The organism is Planotetraspora kaengkrachanensis (genome assembly GCF_016862895.1).
Taxonomy (GTDB): domain Bacteria; phylum Actinomycetota; class Actinomycetes; order Streptosporangiales; family Streptosporangiaceae; genus Planotetraspora; species Planotetraspora kaengkrachanensis.
In genome coordinates this window covers 89,396-107,333 of record NZ_BONV01000044.1, presented here as the reverse complement: position 1 = coordinate 107,333, position 17,938 = coordinate 89,396, and the positions used below count along the sequence as shown (strand labels likewise).

Here is a 17,938-nt window from a genome sequence, read left to right as displayed (position 1 = left end):
CCCCTCGTCGAATCCCCGAGCGAGAGTGCGGGCACGGCGGAGCGGGCCGGTCCACGGCCCGCCGGTCACGAACCGTCGGCCAGGCGGGCGGCGCGCGAGTTCAGATAGCGCTGTTGCGGGAGGCCGGGCGCCCGCCGTGCCGCCGCTCCGTACGCCTCCCGGGCCGCGACGAGGTCACCGGACATCTCGAGCAGATGCGCCCGGACCGCGTGCAGCCGGTGATCTTCCGCGACCCGCTCGTCGGCCGCGAGCTCCCCGAGAAGGTGGAGTCCCTCCTTCGGGCCGCGGGACATGGCCACGGCGACGGCGTGGTTCAACCGCACCACGGGATTGTCGGAGATCCGCATCAGCAGCTCGTACAGCGCCGTGATCTGCGGCCAGTCCGTCGACTCGGCGTCCTGCGCCTCATCGTGGACCGCGGCGATCGCCGCCTGGAGCTGATAGGGGCCCGGGACCCCGCGCGGCAGCGCCTCGGTGATGAGCGCGACGCCCTCGGCGATGCGGCCGGCGTCCCAGAGGCCGCGATCCTGCTCCGCCATCGGGACCAGCTCGCCGTCCGGACCGGTACGCGCGGGCCGGCGCGCGTCGGTGAGCAGCATGAGCGCGAGCAGCCCCGCGACCTCGCCGTCGCCGGGCAGCAGCCGGTGGACCATGCGGGCGAGCTGGATCGCCTCCGCCGACAGCTCACCGCGGTACAGGGTCGGGCCCGACGTGCTGGCGTACCCCTCGTTGAAGATCAGGTAGAGCACGTGGAGCACCGCGCCGAGCCGTTCGGCGCGCTCCGCGCCGCGGGGCATGCGGAAGGGGACGCCGCTGTCCTTGACCCGCTGCTTGGCACGGGTGATGCGCCGGGTCATGGTGTCCTCGGGCACGAGGAAGGCCCGGGCGATCTCCCTGGTGGTCAGCCCGCCCACCGCGCGCAGGGTGAGCGCGATCTGCGACGCGGGAGACAGCGCGGGGTGACAGCACATGAACAGCAGGATCAGCGTGTCGTCGGTCTCCGCCGGCGGGCGGTCCGCGGCGGGCGCCGTCCGTTCGCCTGGGAGCGCCCATCGGGCGACGGTGTCCTCACGCCGCCGGCGTGCCTCCTCACCCCGCAGCAGGTCGGTCAGCCTGCGCGACGCGACCGTGATCAGCCACCCCAGGGGGTTGTCCGGAACGCCCTCCTCAGGCCACTGCGTGGCGGCCGCGACGAGCGCCTCCTGGACCGCGTCCTCCGCCGTGTCGAACCTGCCGTAACGCCGCACGAGCGCGCCGAGGACCTGCGGCGCCAGCCGGCGCAGCAGGTCCTCGGACTCGGATCCCGTCAGTACTCCGGCTCCGTCCGCGCCTCCTGGATCGGGCGGATGTCCGCGTAGGCCCTCGCGGCGACGTGCTCAGGCGCGGGGCACTCGCCCAGCCGTGCGGCGATCTCGGTGGCCCGGTCGAAGCTGTCGCACTCCACGATCCAGTAGCCGGCCAGGACCTCCTGGGTCTCCGCGTACGGACCGTCCGTCACGACCGGGACGCCGTTCCCCGACCCGATCCTCCGGGTGTGGACCGGGGCCTCCAGGCCACGCGTCTCGACGAGTTCGCCCGACTCCTCGAGCTCCTTGTTGAACGACTCCATGAAGGCGCCCATCGCCGCGAAGTCCGCGGGGGACCACGCCGGCGTTCCCGCGTCCTTGCCCGCCATGTTGTCGTAGTCCTGCTGCGAGGCGTAACTCAAGATCATGTACTTCACGGTCTCTCCTTTGTCCATGGACGGTCCACGGGCGCCTGCGCGGGCGCCGTTCACCAGAGACGTCGAAGCCACCCGGCGACACCGGACACGGTCCCGCCGGAGATTCAGGATTACCCGGAACATGCTGCCAAGCCGGCCCCGATTCCTCCAAAGACGCCCGTCCGGTGGACACCCGGTGGGCAGAGGTCGACAATGCTCGGCGTCACGGCGTTCGAGGGTTCGGAACAGGGGATGCGGCCGATGTCCATCGAGATGCGCCCGCCCGCGGCGGCCGCCGTCGCCGGCGCGCTGGACTACTACCTGGTGCTCCCGGAACGCCGGGACGATGGCACGCCCGCGGACGGAATCGTGGTCGAGGAGTTCGTCCTCGGCGGCGATCACACGGCGATCGGCCTGGACTGCGCCGGATGGACCGCCGCGGACGGCCAGTGGTGGAGTTCGGCGGCCTTCAGCCGGGGCATGCGCGGGGAGCCGGATCTCCGCCGCCGCGTCGCCGCAGTCCCCCGCCGCGACGCCGAGGCCGTCTACCGGCGCCTCGGCGGGGGTGAACTGCCCAGCGAGACGGAGTTGCGGTCGCTGTTCCGCGACCGTGAACCACTGGGCGAGCCTCCCCTGCTGCTCGGCTCGCCCGACGTTCCCGACGGATTCCACGACAGGCGCCTCTATCGCGTCCTGTTCGCCGGGGAACTGGCCGGCGAAGGACTGGCACACCTGCTGGCGGGCTGGCGGATGACGCCGCCGGGCGATTTCGCGGATCCGCGGGCGCGCGTGGCCGGCACGGCCCGGCTGAGCGTGGCCGGCGACCTGTTCAGCTGGGATCTTCGCCGGATCGGTCCCGGTGTGGCGTGGTGCCTCGACCTGACCGCCTGCCTGGCCGGCCCGTCCGACGCCGCGGTACGGCCGCTACTCCGTCAGCTGACCACGGCGATGCGCTACGAGGGGCTGATCCCCGTCACGATCGAGCGCTTCTCCTGACGCCGTCGGCTCAGCCCTGAGTGGTGGGCGGCCGGGTGTCCGCTCGTCCCTTGATCTCTTTCCAGGGCCGGGTTACGGTAACGCCGACCGACGCGGGAGCCCGGTGTGACCGGGCTGAGAGGACGGCTATCCATCAGCCGCCGACCGCCAGAACCTGCTCCGGGTAATGCCGGCGAAGGGAGTTGCGCGATGGGTGACGCGCGTTTTTCCAAGATCTACACCGGTGACCTCCGTGTTCCGATGCGTGAGGTCGTGCTGTCCGACGGCGGACGGGTACGGCTCTACGACACCTCGGGGCCGTACACCGACCCGGCGGTGACCACGGACGTCACCCGCGGCCTGCCGCGGCTGCGCGAGGACTGGATCCTCGGCCGGGGCGACGTCGCCGGGTACGGCGGGCGGCGGGTCCGGCCGATCGACGACGGCTTCAAGGACCAGGCGGCCTGGGCGGACAGGAACGCGGGGGCCTTCCACGGCGACGGGAGGCGGCCGCTGCGGGCGACCGGGGCTCCGGTGACGCAGACCGCCTACGCCCGGCGAGGCCTGATCACCGCCGAGATGGAGTTCGTCGCGGCCAGGGAGGGGGTGACTCCGGAGTTCGTGCGCGGAGAGCTGGCGGCGGGGCGGGCCATCCTCCCGGCCAACGTCAACCATCCGGAGAGCGAGCCGATGATCATCGGCCGCAACTTCCTGGTGAAGATCAACGCCAACATTGGCAACTCCGCCGTCACCTCCTCGATCGAGGAGGAGGTGGAGAAGATGACGTGGGCCACGCGATGGGGCGCCGACACGATCATGGATCTGTCCACCGGCCGGGACATCCACACGACCCGTGAGTGGATCATTCGCAACTCTCCCGTGCCGGTGGGAACCGTACCGATCTATCAGGCGCTGGAGAAGGTCGGCGGCGTGGCCGCGGACCTGTCCTGGGAGGTCTACCGCGACACCCTGATCGAGCAGTGCGAGCAGGGCGTCGACTACATGACCGTGCACGCCGGCGTACGACTGGCCCACGTGCCGCTCACCTCGCGGCGCAAGACCGGCATCGTGTCCCGCGGCGGCTCGATCATGGCGGCCTGGTGCCTGGCACACCATCGCGAGAGCTTCCTCTATGAGCACTTCGCGGACATGTGCGAAATCTTCGCGGCCTACGACGTGGCGTTCTCACTCGGCGACGGGCTGCGCCCCGGCTCGATCGCGGATGCCAACGACGAGGCGCAGTTCGCCGAACTGCGCACGCTCGGCGAACTCACCGCCGTGGCACGCGAGCACGACGTGCAGGTGATGATCGAGGGCCCCGGCCACGTGCCGATGCACAAGATCAAGGAGAACGTGGACCTGCAGCGCGAACTCTGCGGCGACGCGCCCTTCTACACGCTCGGCCCGCTCGTCACCGACATCGCCCCCGGCTACGACCACATCACCTCCGGCATCGGCGCCGCGATGATCGGCTGGTACGGCACGGCCATGTTGTGCTACGTCACCCCCAAGGAGCACCTGGGGCTGCCGGACAAGGACGACGTGAAGACCGGCGTCATCACCTACAAGATCGCCGCGCACGCTGCGGACCTGGCCAAGGGGCACCCTCAGGCCCAGGCCTGGGACGACGCCCTCTCGGACGCCCGGTTCGAGTTCCGCTGGGAGGACCAGTTCGACCTGTCCCTCGACCCCGAGACCGCCCGGTCGTTCCATGACGAGACACTGCCTGCCCCCGGAGCGAAGACCGCCCACTTCTGCTCCATGTGCGGGCCGAAGTTCTGCTCCATGCGGATCAGCAGGGACATCGCGGACAAGTACGGCCACAACTACGGCCACGACTACGGCAACGACGAGATCGAGGCCGGGTTGAAGGCCAAGGCCGAGGAGTTCACCGCGGGCGGCGGGCGCATCTACCTCCCGCTCACCGAGCACCCTTAATTGGTAGCCCAAATGCCAGTTTGATACGGTCGAACGGTGCGACTGACGAAGTTCACCGACATGGCCCTGCGCGTCACCATGCGCCTGGCGGCCGCGGAGCAGGGGACGACGCTCACCACCCAGCAGGTGGCGGACGCGATGGCGATCCCCTACACCCACACCGCCAAGGTGGTCGCACGCCTCCAGCACCTCGGGGTGCTGGAGGCCCACCGAGGGCGCGGGGGCGGACTGCAGGTGACCGGGTTCGGCCGCGCGGCGTCGCTCGGCTGGCTGGTCCGTGAACTGGAAGGCGAGGAGGAGGTCGTCGCGTGCGAGGGCGACCCTCCGTGCCCGCTGCGGGCGGCCTGCCGCCTGCGCGGCGCGCTGCGTGACGCGCAACAGGCCTTCTACGCGGCGCTCGACCCGCTGACCGTCGGCGACCTCGTCACCTCTCCGACCGGGCCGGTCCTGCTGAGCCTCGGATGACCCGCTGATCGTGGACGTGCTCGTCGATTCGCGGTCTTAAATATGAAGATCAGTTACTAATTTGGGGGAACCACATGTTGTCACCGCAAGCGGCCGGCACCGTCCGCGCCACCCTGCCGGCCGTCGGCGAGGCCATCGAGGAGATCAGCGCGCGCTTCTACGACACGATGTTCGCGGAGCATCCCGAACTGCTGCGCGAGCTGTTCAACCGGGGGAACCAGGCCAACGGCCGGCAACGCAGCGCCCTCGCCGGGTCGATCGCCGCATTCGCGTCCGTCCTGGTGCACCGTCCCGACGAGCGGCCCGACGCCCTGCTCGCCAGGATCGCCCACAAGCACGTCTCGGTCGGCGTCGTCACCGAGCAATACGAAGTAGTGCACAAGTACCTTTTCGCCGCGATCGCGGACGTGCTCGGCGAGGCCGCGACCCCGGAGGTGATCCAAGCCTGGGACGAGGTCTACTGGCTGATGGCGAACGCGCTGATCGCCATCGAGGCCCGCCTGCGCCGCGAGTCCACGACGGGCTGGCTGCGGGCCACGGTCGTGGCCCGGCGCAGCGAGACCGCCGACGCCGTCTCCCTGACCCTGCGGCCGCAGGTCCCGCTGACCTTCGAACCCGGTCAGTACGTCAGCGTCGCGGTCGTCCTGCCCGACGGCGCCCGGCAGATCAGGCAGTACAGCCTGTCGAGCGCCCCGGGGCGGGACGACTGGCGCATCACGGTCAAACGCGTACACGGCGGGGAGACCCCCGACGGGGAGGTGTCCAACTGGCTGCACGCCACCGTGCGGCCCGGCGACGTGCTGACGGTCTCCGCCCCGGCGGGAGACGTGACCATGCCGGGCGGCGACACCCCACTGCTGCTGGCCTCGGCCGGCATCGGCGCGACCCCGATCCTTTCGATGGTCGAGCATCTCGCCGCCACCCGTTCCACTCGCCAGGTCACGGTCATCCACGCCGACCGCTCACCGGCCGACCACGCACACCGGGAGGAACTCGTCCGACTGGTCGACGGGCTGCCGGCCGCCCGTCTTCACCGGTGGTACGAGGACCCGGGCCACTGCGCCTGCCGTCCGGCGCCCAACTCCGGCTACGTCGACCTGTCGGGAGTCGAGTTGCCCGGTGGGCTGACCGCCTACCTCTGCGGGCCGTTGCCGTACATGCGCAGCGTCCGCTCCCAGTTGCTCGCGCGCGGCGTGCCGGCATCCGCCGTCCACTACGAGGTCTTCGGCCCCGACCTGTGGCTGGGGCAGGACTGACCGTTAGGCCGATACGGGGCTCAGGCGGTGAGCAGGCCGACGCCCAGGGCGATCACCCCTGCGGCCAGCGAGGCGGCGCCCAGCCACAGGATCGCGATGAAGCGGTTGGGCGCGGTGATCCCCCGGCCGGCCGACGACGCGAAGAACCCGCCGGACATCAGAGCCGCCGCCACAGGGACGCCCAGGCGCGCGACCCAGCCCGCCGCGCCGGTGAGCGTGGTCGCGTCGGCCAGCACCTGGCAGACCAGGCCCAGCGTGACCAGGACGCCGGCGTGGGCGTGCCCGGCGCGGGCGAACGACTTCTGGAAGTCGGTCATCGGCACATCACCACGGACGATCTTGGTCATGAACCAGCCGCCGAACTCGATGGTCACGATCGTCAGGAAAAGGAGGCCTGCTACGACGCGGCTGGCGTCGCTCAGCGGGACAACGGCCATTGGGGGGCTCCCTAAATCACTATCTATGTACGATATGGCAGTGACGATAAAGTCCCACGGAATCACTAGTCAACAAACTTTTGATAGTTACGTGGCCGGGTTCGCCGGGCTCGCCCTCCGCCTCGTCAACGACCTCACGAGCGAGCGCGTGCACGGCCAGCCCGCCGAACCGCCGCGCTCGGGCGCCGGCCAGCTGGCGATCATCGAGGAAGCGCTGGCCGCGGACGAGTCCCTGCACACGGCCCCCTTCGGACCCGACGGAGCCGAGGTGCTGACCGCCGCCGTACGCCGCCTGCGCGTGGCCGTCGACGCGTGCGTGGACGGTGACGTCCAAGCCGCGGCGGACGTGCTGAACGACCTGCTCGCCGCGCACCACGCGATGCCGAACCTGCACGCACGGCCGGGGCAGCCGCTGGTCCTCGCCTTCCACGCCGTCGGCCAGGGTCCGGTGGACTCCTACATCGCCGACATGGCCACCAGCATCGCGATGATCATCGGCGCCGATCGTACGGCCAGGCTCGGCCGCTGCTCGGCCAACGCGTGCGATCGCGTCTTCTACGACGTCAGCCGCAACGCCTCCCGGCGGTTCTGCGACCTGTCCTGCCAGAACCGAGCCAAGGCGACCGCCTACCGCGCCCGCCAAGCCCGCCACCCCCACCCTCCCGCGTGATCATGCACGCATTCGGAGAAAGCGGGCCCTGGCTGCCCAAACCCGGGTGGTGATCATGCACACCTTCGCGAGGACCGCCCGCCACCTGCCCCCTCTCCATTCGTGATCATGCACAGGCTCGCAGGGATCCGCCGCCACCTGCCCTTTCTACGATCGTGATCATGCACACTTTCGAAGAAACGCCCTCCCAACTGCGGCGATGCCGTTTGTGATCTGGCAATAGGGGCGTCATTGCGGACCACGAACGGCATCGACCAGACAGGGCAGCAAGGTTCGCGAACAGCAGGTCGCCGAACAGACCTCACGCTCGTGCATGATCACGCAGGTCGTAGGCGCAGGCCAGGCCATGCATCCACGAACCCATGCATGATCACGAGATACATCGGCGCAGGCCAGAGCGCACGTCCACGAACCCCCGCATGATCACGAGATACATCGGCGCAGGCCAGAGCGCACGCCCGCGAACCCGTGCATGATCACACCAAGCATCGGCGCAGGTCGACGGCCATGCTCACGAGCCTGTGCATGATCACGCCTAGGGGGTGGTGATCACACCTACGAGTGGTGATCACACCAAGGGGTGGCGGTCACACCAACAAGGCGCGGGGTCAGTGGACCAGGCCGAGGGGGGTGATGGAACGGTCGTACTCGGTGAACGACTGGTTGTTGTACGGCCCGTAGATCCGGGTCCGGAGGGAGTCGGCCTTGGTGTCGATCTCCACGAGGCGCACCGGGTTGGTGGTGTTGGAGTGGAAGGTCTGGAGGAACGAGTAGATCTTGTTGCCGTGCACGCCGGTGTCCACCCGGTTGCCGGCGATGCCGACGTGACCGGAGAAGACGAACTTGATGTTGGCGTATTGCTTGATCAGGTTGTCGTACAGGTACTGCGGGCTGTTGGCCCCGTAGGAACCGCTCTGCTCGATGTTGGCGTTGGCGTCGATGTAGTCGTGCGTGACGACCACGACGTTGTGATGCGGGTTGGCGGCGACGACGCCCTTGGCCCAGTCGACCACCTCGGTCCGCGGCCACAGTTCAAGGGTCAGCACGAGCCAGTGCACGCCGCCCGCGTCGTACGTCGAGTAGGAGTTGTCCACCTTGCCCGCCTCGAACTGCCCCTTGACGGCGCCGTACTGGGCGGCGGTGAAGTACTGGTTGAAGACGCTCGTGTCCCGCACCAGTTCCCGCGTGTGCTCGGGGTCACGGGCCGACCCGCCGACGCCGGTGGCCTGCGTGTCGTGGTTGCCGATCGCCAGCGAGTACGGGATCTTCGCCGTCTCGAGCGACCGCATCGCGTTCCTGGCGATCACGTACTGCGAATGATCGGGGGTGTCCCAGTTGACGACGTCACCGGAGTGTGTCACGAACCGCAGGTCCAGAGCGGACCTGTTGGCGACCAGCCAGTCGGTGCGGTTCTTGAAGCGGGTGTCGCTCGCGTTCAGGACCTCCTGCTGGGTGTCGGGCATGACGGCGAAGCTGAACGTGGTGTCCGTGACCGGCGTCTCCATCCGGGCGTAGGCCACGTGGACGTTGCGGTCGCAGGCCGTCGTCTGCAGGTCGTTGACGAACTGGATCTTGATGGTGTGGGTGCCCGCGCCGAGTGCGGGACCCACCGGATAGGTGCCGTACTGCGTGGCGTTGACGATCGTGGTGTCGCCGAGGACCGTGCCGTCGGCCGTCACCCGTACGGTCGGCCAGCCCTGGCAGTTGTCGCCGATCGCGCCGATCTGCACCCGACCGGAGCCTTCGATCGTCGTGGTGGCGTAGCTGGAATCGCTCCACAGTGAGGCCTGGGTTCCCGACGCGGGCACCGGGGTGCCCTTGGCCGCGGTGATGGCCCCGTTGACCACACTGAACTGCGAGGCGGGAGCGGCGCTCGCGGCGCCGGACAGACCTGCGACCGCCACCGCCGCTCCCGCGACCGCCGCGAAAACCGCGGATCTCGTTCTCCTGAAGCGCATCGTCGTATTCCTCCATGCACGTCACGTCCGCTGCTGGGCACCTGGATGCTAAGCAAGATCAGGAACGGCACATGAAAGATCTGAAACACATTCGAGATACGCGGGCTGTACTTCACATTTCGCCCACCTCGCGGTTCGGTTCGCCTGTCAGGGCGGCTTCCTCGGCCGGCTCGAAGGCCTGCCCAGAGGCAGGTTCGAAGGCCTGCTCAGAGGCAGGTTCGAAGGCCTGCTCAGAAGCAGGTTCGAAGGCCTGCTCAGAAGCAGGTTCGAAGGGGTCCGCGTAGTAGCGCCCGGACGGGGCCTTCTCACCGAGCAGGATCCTGCGGGCGGCGTCGGTGGCGATCGCACCGCCGAGTGCCGCGCCTGAGGCGAGCTGGGGCCAGGACGAGACGGTGCGCGCGATCTCGGGCAGGGAGGCGGCCAGGCGCCGGCTGATCCGCCGCTCGTCCAGCAGGGCAAGGACGAAGGGCACCTTGCCCGCCGTCGACAGATCACGCAGATCCTCCGCACGCGCCTCGCCGAGGAGCCCATGGAGGATCGGGCGGCCAGGTTCGAGATCGAACCGCTCGATGTCGAGCATCCCGCGGTCGTTCGTGTCCATGACCACGGGAATGCCGTGGTGCCGCGCCCGCTCCCTGATGGCGATCTTGACGTACAGGTCGTCGCACTCCTCGACGACGAGGTCCAGCGGGCCTCCTGAGAGCAGGAAGTCGTCGAAGTCCTCCTCACCCAGACCCCGAGGAAAAGTGGAGATATCCAGATATGGATTTATTTCAGCCATCTGCCGGGCGGCGAGCACGGTCTTGTCGATCCCGAGGTCGTGCACCCCGGCTCGGAGCCGGTTGAGGTTGGACAACTCGATCCGGTCGAAGTCGGCGAGCCTGAACGATCCGCCGACTCCTTCCTGCGCCATGGTGACGGCCGCCGCGTTCCCGACCGACAACCCGACGACCCCGACGCGTTTGCCGGCGAGCACCTCCTGCTCCCGGCTGGTGATCTTGTAGCGGTTGCGGTCGGTGCGCAGTTCGTGGAACTCCGGGCGCGGCAGCAGATGCACGAGCCGGGCCGACCACGGAAACCAGACCCAGGTGCCGTACGCGAAGGGGTCCCTGCCCTCGAGAACCTCCTCGACACGGCGGTCGACCAGAGGGTCGTCCGCGGCCATGGCGGGCTCGCGACTTCGGACGAGCTGCCGCAGCTGCCCGTCGATGGTGTCGTGGACACGCCACGCCACACCGTCGTCCATGAGCCGCCGGACGGCGCCGGCGTCGCGTCCGGCGTCGAAGAGGCGGGGGCGCCAGACGTGGTCGCCGAACGTCTCGTCGCCGGACTCGTCCATCGAAGACACAGGTGATCGCCCTTCCTCTCCCGGGGACACGGTCATGTGGCGGACCGCGCACAGTCGTCCGCCCGCAGCGCCTCGGTCGTCCGCGCGACGATGCGCAGGATGTGGCCGGGGGCGCTGTAGTTGAGGTGCACGTTCTCCACCCGTCCCGTAGGCGGGAAGTACCCGTCGTGGCAGGGCAGCACGTGCTCGAATCCGAGCGCGGCCCTGAACGCCGGCCGGGACGCCAGACGATGGAAGCTCACACTCGTCTCCCACGCGCTGCCGAATCTGTCGAGGGCCGCGAGGCGCGCGGCGCGCACCAGGAAGTGCACCAGCAGGCGGGAGACCGTGCCCACCCGGTGGGCCGGATGGATCCAGAGGCCGCCGAAGTGGCCGACCCGCCCGGAGATGCCGAGATCGCCGGTGAGCGCCGGCCGGTCCGGGACGGCCCCGCCGGTGAGCGCGGGCGGGTCGGGGACGGCCAACGCGTCGGGGACGGGGTCGTACCACAACCGCAGCGACCTGATCATGCCCACGAAGTCGGGGGTGACGAGCAGGCGGGCCGCGACGCATCCGGCCACCTCGTCACCTTCGTCGCGGACGGCCAGCCAGAACGCGTCGCCGGCCGAGATGGGGTTGTGCGCGGGGTCGAAGGTCGGGTTGAGGCCGTCGGTCTGCGGCGCCTGTCTCATGTGTTCGACCCACCCGCCGGTGTGCGGGTGGAGGGTGAGGCGCATGCCGCGACGGCCGAGCCAGCGGCGGCCGGCGGCGGCGAACTCCCCCGCCGGGCCGTCGTGCACATTCTCCAGGCGTAACTCGTCCTCGGACACCGTGGGCTCCCTCGCACAGTGATCTTTCGCAGTGACGACCATGATCGCCTACATGCCGAACACTTTCTTGATGCCCTCGAAGAGGAAGTCGCCGCCCCCGCCGACCGCCAGGTCCACTCCCACCCGGTAGACGCCCCCGGACGGCGGCGCCGCGGCCGGACGAGAGGCTTCGGAAACGCCGCCGCAATAATCATGGAAAGTCGTAATTTATAGCGGTTTGAGAGAAATTGGCCCGGAACATGATCGTCGATCACCGGCAACAGATCATCCGCACACTTGCCTCCAGAGATCTTGGAGGTGTCTGTGAGCTACAGCAGGCGTGGATTCCTGACAGCGGTGGGCGCGACCGGAGGAGCCGGTGCTCTTCTCGCCACGATGGGCGCGCTCGGCCTCGCGCCGACCGCCGAGGCGGCGGCCCGTACGGCCTTCGTCCCCCCTCAACCGTCCGACTTCTCCCTGACCGGCAGGGCCGCGAAGAAGGTCGTGATCCTCGGCGCGGGCATCGCGGGCCTGGCCACGGCCTACGAACTGGGCAAGGCGGGCTACGACTGCACGGTGCTCGAGGCGCTGGACCGGGTCGGCGGCCGCAACTGGACCATCAGGGGCGGCGACAAGATCACCGAGCTCGACGGCTCGACCCAGACCGCCCGCTTCTCCGACGGCATCTACATGAACGCGGGGCCGGCCAGGCTCGCGCAGTGGATGGTCACCATGGACTACTGCCGTGAGCTCGGCGTGCCCCTGGAGGTCTTCACCAACTCCAACGCGCAGGCGTACATCTTCAACGCGTCGGCGGGGATGACCGCCCCGGTCCGCTGGCGTACGGCCAAGGCGGACGTCTACGGCTACATCTCCGAGCTGCTCTCGACCGCCACAGACAGCGGTGCGCTCGACGCCAGGCTGACCGCGGACGACAAGGAACGCCTGCTGTCCTTCCTGCGCGGCTTCGGCTCGATCGGCACCAAGGCGAACGGCTTCGCCTACACCGGCAACGAGCACCGCGGGTACAGCGTCGACCCGGGCGCGGGCGAGCAGCCCGGCACGATCCTCGGCCCGGTGCCCTCGTTGTCGGAGGTCCTCGCCAGCGGCGTCGGGCAGCGGTTCTCCTTCGAGTTCGGCTACGACCAGGCGATGCTGATGTTCCAGCCGGTCGGCGGCATGGACGCCATCCCGAAGGCGTTCGCCGACGCGATCGGCAAGCACAAGATCTCGCTGCGGTCGAAGGTCACGAGGATCACCGACCTGTCCGACGGGGTCGAGATCGAATACCAGGACGCCCACGGCAGGAAGCGCAAGATCAAGGCGGACTTCTGCGTCGCGGCCATGCCGCCGCACATCCTGGCCAAGACCCCGCACAACCTGGGGCCCGACGTGCAGGCCGCCCTGGCCACGCCGACCGTCACGTCCTCCGGGAAGATCGGGCTGGAGTACCGCCGCCGCTGGTGGGAGACCGACGAGAACATCTACGGGGGCATCACCAACACCGATCTCGACCTGTCCGTCATGTGGTATCCCTCCTACGGGTACGGCACGCGGCGCGGCCTCATCATCGGCTACTACAACAACGGCGCCAACCAGGACGCCTACGCCGCGCTCCCCCACGCGCAGCGGGAGAAGCGCGCGATCGAGCAGGGTGTGAAGATCCACGGCGCCAAGTACCGCGACGAGCTGGCCGCCTCCGTGTCGGTCTCCTGGAGACTCCAGCCGCACATCGAGGGCGCCTGGGTCGGCTGGCCGTCCCGCACGGGCGCGTACCAGCTGCTGAACAGGCCGGCCGGGCACGTCCACTTCGCGGGCGACTGGCTGAGCTACATGATCGCCTGGCAGGCCGGCGCGCTGGAGTCGGCCCGCAAGACCGTCACCGACCTCCATCAGCGGGTGCTCTCGCACTAGCCCCGGGCGACGTTCCCGGTGGAGGGGCACGGCCGGCCCGCGGCCGTGCCCCTCGCCGTCCCGGCCGGTCACGTGCCTGCGGTCCCACCAGGTATCGTCCTGGTGATGCGTGTGCCGTTCGAGAAAGATGTCTGATTTGAGAGCCGCCAGCGGGACGTCGGCTCCCGTCGCGGTGCTGCTCGTCGAGGACGACGAGGTGATCCGCAAGACCGTCGGGATGGCCCTGGAGCGCTACGGCTACACGGTGTCCGTCGCCGGCGACGGACTGACCGGCCTGGAGCTCTTCAGGGACGGACGGCACGATCTGCTGCTGCTGGACGTCATGTTGCCCGGTCTGGACGGCATCGGGCTGTGCCGCCGGGTCAGGGAGACGAGCCTGGTCCCCATCCTGATGATGTCCGCCCGCGCCGACTCGCTTGACGTGGTCTCGGGTCTGGAGGCGGGCGCGGACGACTACGTCGTGAAGCCGGTCGACACGGCGGTGCTGGTGGCGAGGATCCGTTCGCTGCTGCGCCGCGCCACCTTCTCCGCCGCGCCCGAGGAACCGGCGAACCCCGGATCGGCCCTGGTCATCGGAGACCTCCGAATCGACACCGACGGCCTCGAGGTGTTCCGGGACGGCCGGCAGGTCGCACTGACCCCGACCGAGTTGCGGCTGCTTCTCGAGTTCGCCGCCAATCCCGGGATCGTGCTCGACCGGCAGACCCTGCTGCGCAACGTCTGGGACTACGGGTGGGACGGCGACAGCCGCGTCGTCGACCTGTGTGTCCAGCGGCTGCGCAGGAAGATCGGCGCCGACCGGATCGAGACGGTCCGCGGCTTCGGCTACAAACTCAGGCGCTGAGGTGGGCGCCCTCGTCCGGGCGGCGCGTGAGCTGCTGAACTGGAGATCGCTGCGCTGGAAGATCGCCGCGCTGGTGGCCGCCGCGTCCTGCGCGGTCGCGCTCTCCGTCGGACTGCTGGTCCACCGGAGCACCTTCGACCGCACCATGTCCGTCGGCCAGGAACGGGCGTTCCTCGCCTTGCAGACCGTGATCGCGCAGTGCGGCCGCGGCGGCGACTGCGCCCTGGCGAATCCGGACAACATCCCGCCCTCCCTCCTCCAGCAGGTCAGGGACAGGAAACAGCCCGCCGTCCGGTACGACGACAGCCGGCCAGGCATCCCCTGGATGTGGGCCGCGGCCCCCGTCGACGGCGACGTGGTCGCCGTGCAGACCGACATGGGCGCCGACATGCGGGCACTGGACGCGCTCGACCGCAACATCGTGGAGGCCGCGCTGGCCGCCCTCGCCGTCGTCGTGCCCCTGGCGGCGCTGGCCGCCGAGCCGATCAACCGGCGGCTGAGGCGGGTCGCGCGCACCGCCGGGCGCATCGCGGACGGAGACCTGGACGCCCGGATCGGAACAGGCCGCCGGGCACGTGACGAGATCACCGGCATCTCCTCGGCGGTCGACTCGATGGCGGGCGCCCTGCAGGGACGGCTGCTCGCCGAGCAGCGCTTCACCGCCGACGTCGCCCACGAGTTGCGCACCCCGCTGATGGGCCTGACCACCGCGTCCGAGCTGCTGCCGGAGGGCGAGGCCACCGATCTCGTACGCGACCGGGTGCGGGTGCTGCGCACCCTGGTCGAGAGCCTGCTGGAGATCTCCCGCCTCGACGCCGGGGCCGAACGGGCCGAGCGCGCCGTGGTGCCGCTCAGCCGAGTCGTCGAGGACTCCGTGCACCGCACGGGCCTCCGGGCGCGGCTTTCCGTCACGGGCGATCCGGTCGCCCAGACCGATCCGCGCCGGCTCGACCGGATCATCGCCAACCTCGTCGTCAACGCGCACCGCCACGGCGGCCTGCCTGTCGAGGTGAGCGTCGACGGCACGACGATCACCGTGCGCGATCACGGTCCCGGGTTCCCCCGCGAGTTGCTGGCCGAGGGTCCCCAGCGGTTCCGGACCGGCGCGGCCGAACGCGGCCAGGGTCACGGCCTCGGCCTGACCATCGCCCTCGGCCAGGCCCAGGTGATCGGCGCGGAGCTCATTTTCGGCAACGCCCCCGACGGCGGCGCCGTCGCCGTGCTCCGGCTCCCGGGCGGCACGCGGTCCGAGGGCTGATACACGGCCGACGCATATCTGAGCGTGGGCCGACGCACGGCGGCGACCCGGCTGACGTCCGCGTCGGGCAGAGTCTGCCGTGATGCCGATCTCCTCTGGGAGCCCGGGATCACCCGCTCGGAAGCCGATGCTCGGGTAGCCTGCGGGGCGAAGACGAACCCGCACGCGTACACCGCTCCCCAAGGAGGGTCTCCTGGCGGTCGGTCAACGGCCAGAAGGTGGTCGCCGCGGTTCAAGACTCGCTGCCCTCGGCTCTGGCGGCACGCCACGAGGGGAAGTGAAGCCACATGACGACGACGGCCGACGCCACTTCACGTGAGGGCGACGGCGGTGGGACCGACGAGCGGCGTCGGGAGACCGGGATGTGGCGGCGAGGGAAGATCATCGCAGGTGTGGGGCTTCTGCCCGCCCTGGTGATGGTGCTGCACGCCCACATCCCCAACCGGACCGGCAACATCGGCAGCCTCACCGAGACCTTCCTGCCCTGGACGGGTCTGGCCGTGCCCCTTCTCGCGGCCTGCGCGCTGGCCCGCCGCTCCGCGACCGCCCTGATCGCCCTGACCCTGCCCGCCGTCATCTGGCTCGCGTTGTTCGGCCGTACGCTCATCGACAAGCGGTCGGAGGGCGGGGACATGATCGTCGCCTCCCACAACGTCAACAACGACAACCCGGACCCGGAGGGGACCGCCCGGGCCCTCATCGCGTCCGGCGCCGCCGTGGTCGGACTCGAGGAGCTCACCGCCTCCGCGATACCGGTCTACGAGAAGGCCCTTGCCGGCGCGTACCGCTACCACGCGATCCGGGGCACCGTCGGGCTGTGGAGCAAGTACCCGATGTCCGACACCCGCTCGGTCGGCATCATGGCGTGGTCGCGCGCCCTGCGCAGCACCGTCCAGACGCCGCACGGCACTCTGGCCGTCTTCGTCGCCCATCTTCCGTCGGTGCGGGTCAACCTCGACGCCGGCTTCACCGCCGACCAGCGTGACGCGTCCGCGCAGCTCCTCGCCGAGGCCGTCCGCGACGACCCGATCAAGAAGACCGTCCTGGTGGGCGACTTCAACGGCACGGCGGGTGACCGGGCCCTCGCCCCGGTCACCTCGCAGATGCGGTCGGCGCAGGCCGCGGCGGGTGACGGATTCGGCTTCAGCTGGCCGGCGGCGTTCCCCATGGCCCGCATCGACCAGATCCTCGTCAGGGGCGTCGAACCGGTCTCCTCCTGGACGCTGCCCGCCACCGGCAGCGATCACCTGCCCGTGGCCGCGTCCGTCGACCTCTGACTCCGCGGCGCGGGCCCTGTCCTCCTCAGCCGGCGGACGGGCGTGCGGACACTCCGGGCGCCGGCCGCGGGTCAGCGCCTGCGGGCGAGCGTGACGCCGTCGCGCACGGGCAACATGACCGACTCGACCCGGGGGTCGGCCGCGATGAGGTCGTTCAGACCGCGCATCGCCAGATGGCGCTCCTCCTGGAAGGCCGGGTCCATGACACGGCCGCCGAGGAACACGTTGTCCAGGACGACCAGGCCACCGGGACGCAGCCGCTCGACGATCTCCTCGTAGTAGGCCGGGTAGCTCTCCTTGTCGGCGTCGATGAACGCGATGTCGACAGTGGGCTCCGCGGGGAGCGCGCGCAGCGTCTCGAGGGCCGGGCCGACCTTCAGGTCGATGCGGTCGGCCACGCCGGCGCGCTCCCAGTAGTCCCTGGCGATGGCGGTCCACTCGTCGCTGACGTCGCAGGCGAGCAGCCGCCCGCCCTCGAGCAGTCCCCTGGCGATGCAGATCGAGGAGTATCCGGTGAAGACGCCGACCTCGATGGCGTTGCGGGCGCCGACCAGGCGCACCAGCATCGTCAGCAGGGCGCCCTCGTCCCGGGAGACCTGCATGCCGGACGCGTCGCCGGTGGCCTCCCGCGTCCTGACGACCAGCTCGTCGAGCACCTCTCCTGGCGGGGTGCAGTGCGTGAGCAGATAGTCGCCGACGACGGGCTCGACGAGTCGCAGGTCGGTCCCCTCGATCGGCTCCGTCCAGTCGACGTCGAGCGTCTCCTGGGTGGCGAACCGCACCAGGTGCCGGGTGACCACGTCCTGGACGCCCGCGACGGCTTCGGCGTCCGCGGCCGTCACGATCAATTCGAGGTGGTCTCCTGACGGCGTGAGCACACAGGTGCCCTGGGCGAAGGTGAGAGTCCCCCTGCCGTCGCCCGCGAGTTCCGCCGTCACCTTGCGGCCCATGTGCGAGACGAGCTGCTTGATGTATCGGGAAGGGCGGGAGGTGGCGACCTGTGCCGTGGAGACGGGCATCGATGATCCCTTCAAACCGGGTGAAGCGTCGAGGATTCTCAACGCTTGACCGAGTCTGGAGCCCGGCGGCGCCGTTTGTCAAAGCGTCG

16 protein-coding genes and 1 riboswitch are annotated in these 17,938 nt (G+C 69.9%); of the genes, 9 read left to right on the top strand and 7 right to left on the bottom strand.

The window, feature by feature from the left end; genetic code table 11:
• Window positions 1–65: 65 nt before the first annotated feature.
• Entirely contained in the window at window positions 66–1,283 is a 1,218-nt protein-coding gene (locus Pka01_RS34740) for an RNA polymerase sigma factor (RefSeq protein ID WP_444544169.1), read from the bottom strand.
• 23 nt (window positions 1,284–1,306) lie between these two features.
• Window positions 1,307–1,714, bottom strand: coding sequence for a YciI family protein (locus Pka01_RS34735; RefSeq protein ID WP_239115848.1), 408 nt, complete (start codon window positions 1,712–1,714; stop codon window positions 1,307–1,309).
• 249 nt (window positions 1,715–1,963) lie between these two features.
• Here Pka01_RS34735 and Pka01_RS34730 point away from each other — a divergent pair, with 249 nt between their 5' ends.
• The 4 genes from Pka01_RS34730 (at window position 1,964) to Pka01_RS34715 (ending at window position 6,336) form a co-directional block, all read left to right on the top strand.
• Entirely contained in the window at window positions 1,964–2,698 is a 735-nt protein-coding gene (locus tag Pka01_RS34730) for a hypothetical protein (RefSeq protein WP_203887213.1), read from the top strand.
• Between the two features lie 82 nt (window positions 2,699–2,780).
• Window positions 2,781–2,896, top strand: a riboswitch (TPP riboswitch).
• A complete protein-coding gene (gene thiC / locus Pka01_RS34725) occupies window positions 2,888–4,615 on the top strand; it encodes a phosphomethylpyrimidine synthase ThiC (RefSeq protein ID WP_203887212.1) in 1,728 nt (575 codons plus the stop codon). It overlaps the preceding riboswitch by 9 nt.
• Before the next feature lie 36 nt (window positions 4,616–4,651).
• Window positions 4,652–5,080, top strand: coding sequence for an RrF2 family transcriptional regulator (locus Pka01_RS34720; protein ID WP_203887211.1), 429 nt, complete (start codon window positions 4,652–4,654; stop codon window positions 5,078–5,080).
• A gap of 74 nt (window positions 5,081–5,154) precedes the next feature.
• A complete protein-coding gene (locus Pka01_RS34715) occupies window positions 5,155–6,336 on the top strand; it encodes a globin domain-containing protein (protein WP_203887210.1) in 1,182 nt (393 codons plus the stop codon).
• Between the two features lie 20 nt (window positions 6,337–6,356).
• Here the strand turns inward: Pka01_RS34715 and Pka01_RS34710 are convergent, their stop codons facing one another.
• The gene (locus tag Pka01_RS34710) at window positions 6,357–6,773 is read right to left on the bottom strand and encodes a hypothetical protein (RefSeq protein WP_203887209.1); all 417 of its coding nucleotides are present in this window, start codon (window positions 6,771–6,773) and stop codon (window positions 6,357–6,359) included.
• Between the two features lie 91 nt (window positions 6,774–6,864).
• On the opposite strand from Pka01_RS34710, the gene Pka01_RS34705 reads away from it, so the two are divergent.
• On the top strand, window positions 6,865–7,443 hold the full coding sequence (locus tag Pka01_RS34705; protein ID WP_203887208.1) for a CGNR zinc finger domain-containing protein: 579 nt from the start codon (window positions 6,865–6,867) through the stop codon (window positions 7,441–7,443).
• A gap of 608 nt (window positions 7,444–8,051) precedes the next feature.
• Here Pka01_RS34705 and Pka01_RS34700 read toward each other — a convergent pair.
• The 3 genes from Pka01_RS34700 to Pka01_RS34690 form a co-directional block, all read right to left on the bottom strand.
• On the bottom strand, window positions 8,052–9,401 hold the full coding sequence (locus Pka01_RS34700; RefSeq protein WP_203887207.1) for a carbohydrate-binding domain-containing protein: 1,350 nt from the start codon (window positions 9,399–9,401) through the stop codon (window positions 8,052–8,054).
• Window positions 9,402–9,513: 112 nt separating this feature from the next.
• Entirely contained in the window at window positions 9,514–10,740 is a 1,227-nt protein-coding gene (locus tag Pka01_RS34695; protein ID WP_239115847.1) for a ThiF family adenylyltransferase, read from the bottom strand.
• A gap of 41 nt (window positions 10,741–10,781) precedes the next feature.
• On the bottom strand, window positions 10,782–11,558 hold the full coding sequence (locus tag Pka01_RS34690) for a hypothetical protein (protein ID WP_203887205.1): 777 nt from the start codon (window positions 11,556–11,558) through the stop codon (window positions 10,782–10,784).
• 303 nt (window positions 11,559–11,861) lie between these two features.
• On the opposite strand from Pka01_RS34690, the gene Pka01_RS34685 reads away from it, so the two are divergent.
• From Pka01_RS34685 to Pka01_RS34670, 4 genes are all read left to right on the top strand, one after another.
• Window positions 11,862–13,451, top strand: a complete 1,590-nt coding sequence (locus Pka01_RS34685) for a flavin monoamine oxidase family protein (RefSeq protein WP_239115835.1) — start codon at window positions 11,862–11,864, stop codon at window positions 13,449–13,451.
• Between the two features lie 127 nt (window positions 13,452–13,578).
• Window positions 13,579–14,295, top strand: a complete 717-nt coding sequence (cseB, locus tag Pka01_RS34680) for a two-component system response regulator CseB (RefSeq protein ID WP_203887204.1) — start codon at window positions 13,579–13,581, stop codon at window positions 14,293–14,295.
• 1 nt (window position 14,296) lies between these two features.
• Window positions 14,297–15,553: a sensor histidine kinase gene (locus Pka01_RS34675; RefSeq protein ID WP_203887203.1), complete on the top strand. Its 1,257-nt coding sequence runs from the start codon at window positions 14,297–14,299 to the stop codon at window positions 15,551–15,553.
• Between the two features lie 362 nt (window positions 15,554–15,915).
• Window positions 15,916–16,830, top strand: a complete 915-nt coding sequence (locus Pka01_RS34670) for an endonuclease/exonuclease/phosphatase family protein (RefSeq protein WP_373318223.1) — start codon at window positions 15,916–15,918, stop codon at window positions 16,828–16,830.
• 71 nt (window positions 16,831–16,901) lie between these two features.
• Here Pka01_RS34670 and Pka01_RS34665 read toward each other — a convergent pair whose 3' ends face one another.
• On the bottom strand, window positions 16,902–17,849 hold the full coding sequence (locus tag Pka01_RS34665) for a DUF2218 domain-containing protein (RefSeq protein WP_203887201.1): 948 nt from the start codon (window positions 17,847–17,849) through the stop codon (window positions 16,902–16,904).
• Between the last annotated feature and the right edge of the window lie 89 nt (window positions 17,850–17,938).

What these genes read in the sequence shown, in the direction of transcription:
- Pka01_RS34735 (WP_239115848.1), bottom strand. Translation starts at nt 1,714, where the DNA reads ATGATCTTGAGTTACGCCTCGCAGCAGGACTACGACAACATGGCGGGC.
- Pka01_RS34730 (WP_203887213.1), top strand. Translation starts at nt 1,964, where the DNA reads ATGTCCATCGAGATGCGCCCGCCCGCGGCGGCCGCCGTCGCCGGCGCG.
- thiC (WP_203887212.1), top strand. Translation starts at nt 2,888, where the DNA reads ATGGGTGACGCGCGTTTTTCCAAGATCTACACCGGTGACCTCCGTGTT.
- Pka01_RS34715 (WP_203887210.1), top strand. Translation starts at nt 5,155, where the DNA reads ATGTTGTCACCGCAAGCGGCCGGCACCGTCCGCGCCACCCTGCCGGCC.
- Pka01_RS34710 (WP_203887209.1), bottom strand. Translation starts at nt 6,773, where the DNA reads ATGGCCGTTGTCCCGCTGAGCGACGCCAGCCGCGTCGTAGCAGGCCTC.
- Pka01_RS34700 (WP_203887207.1), bottom strand. Translation starts at nt 9,401, where the DNA reads ATGCGCTTCAGGAGAACGAGATCCGCGGTTTTCGCGGCGGTCGCGGGA.
- Pka01_RS34695 (WP_239115847.1), bottom strand. Translation starts at nt 10,740, where the DNA reads ATGGACGAGTCCGGCGACGAGACGTTCGGCGACCACGTCTGGCGCCCC.
- cseB (WP_203887204.1), top strand. Translation starts at nt 13,579, where the DNA reads ATGTCTGATTTGAGAGCCGCCAGCGGGACGTCGGCTCCCGTCGCGGTG.
- Pka01_RS34670 (WP_373318223.1), top strand. Translation starts at nt 15,916, where the DNA reads ATGTGGCGGCGAGGGAAGATCATCGCAGGTGTGGGGCTTCTGCCCGCC.
- Pka01_RS34665 (WP_203887201.1), bottom strand. Translation starts at nt 17,849, where the DNA reads ATGCCCGTCTCCACGGCACAGGTCGCCACCTCCCGCCCTTCCCGATAC.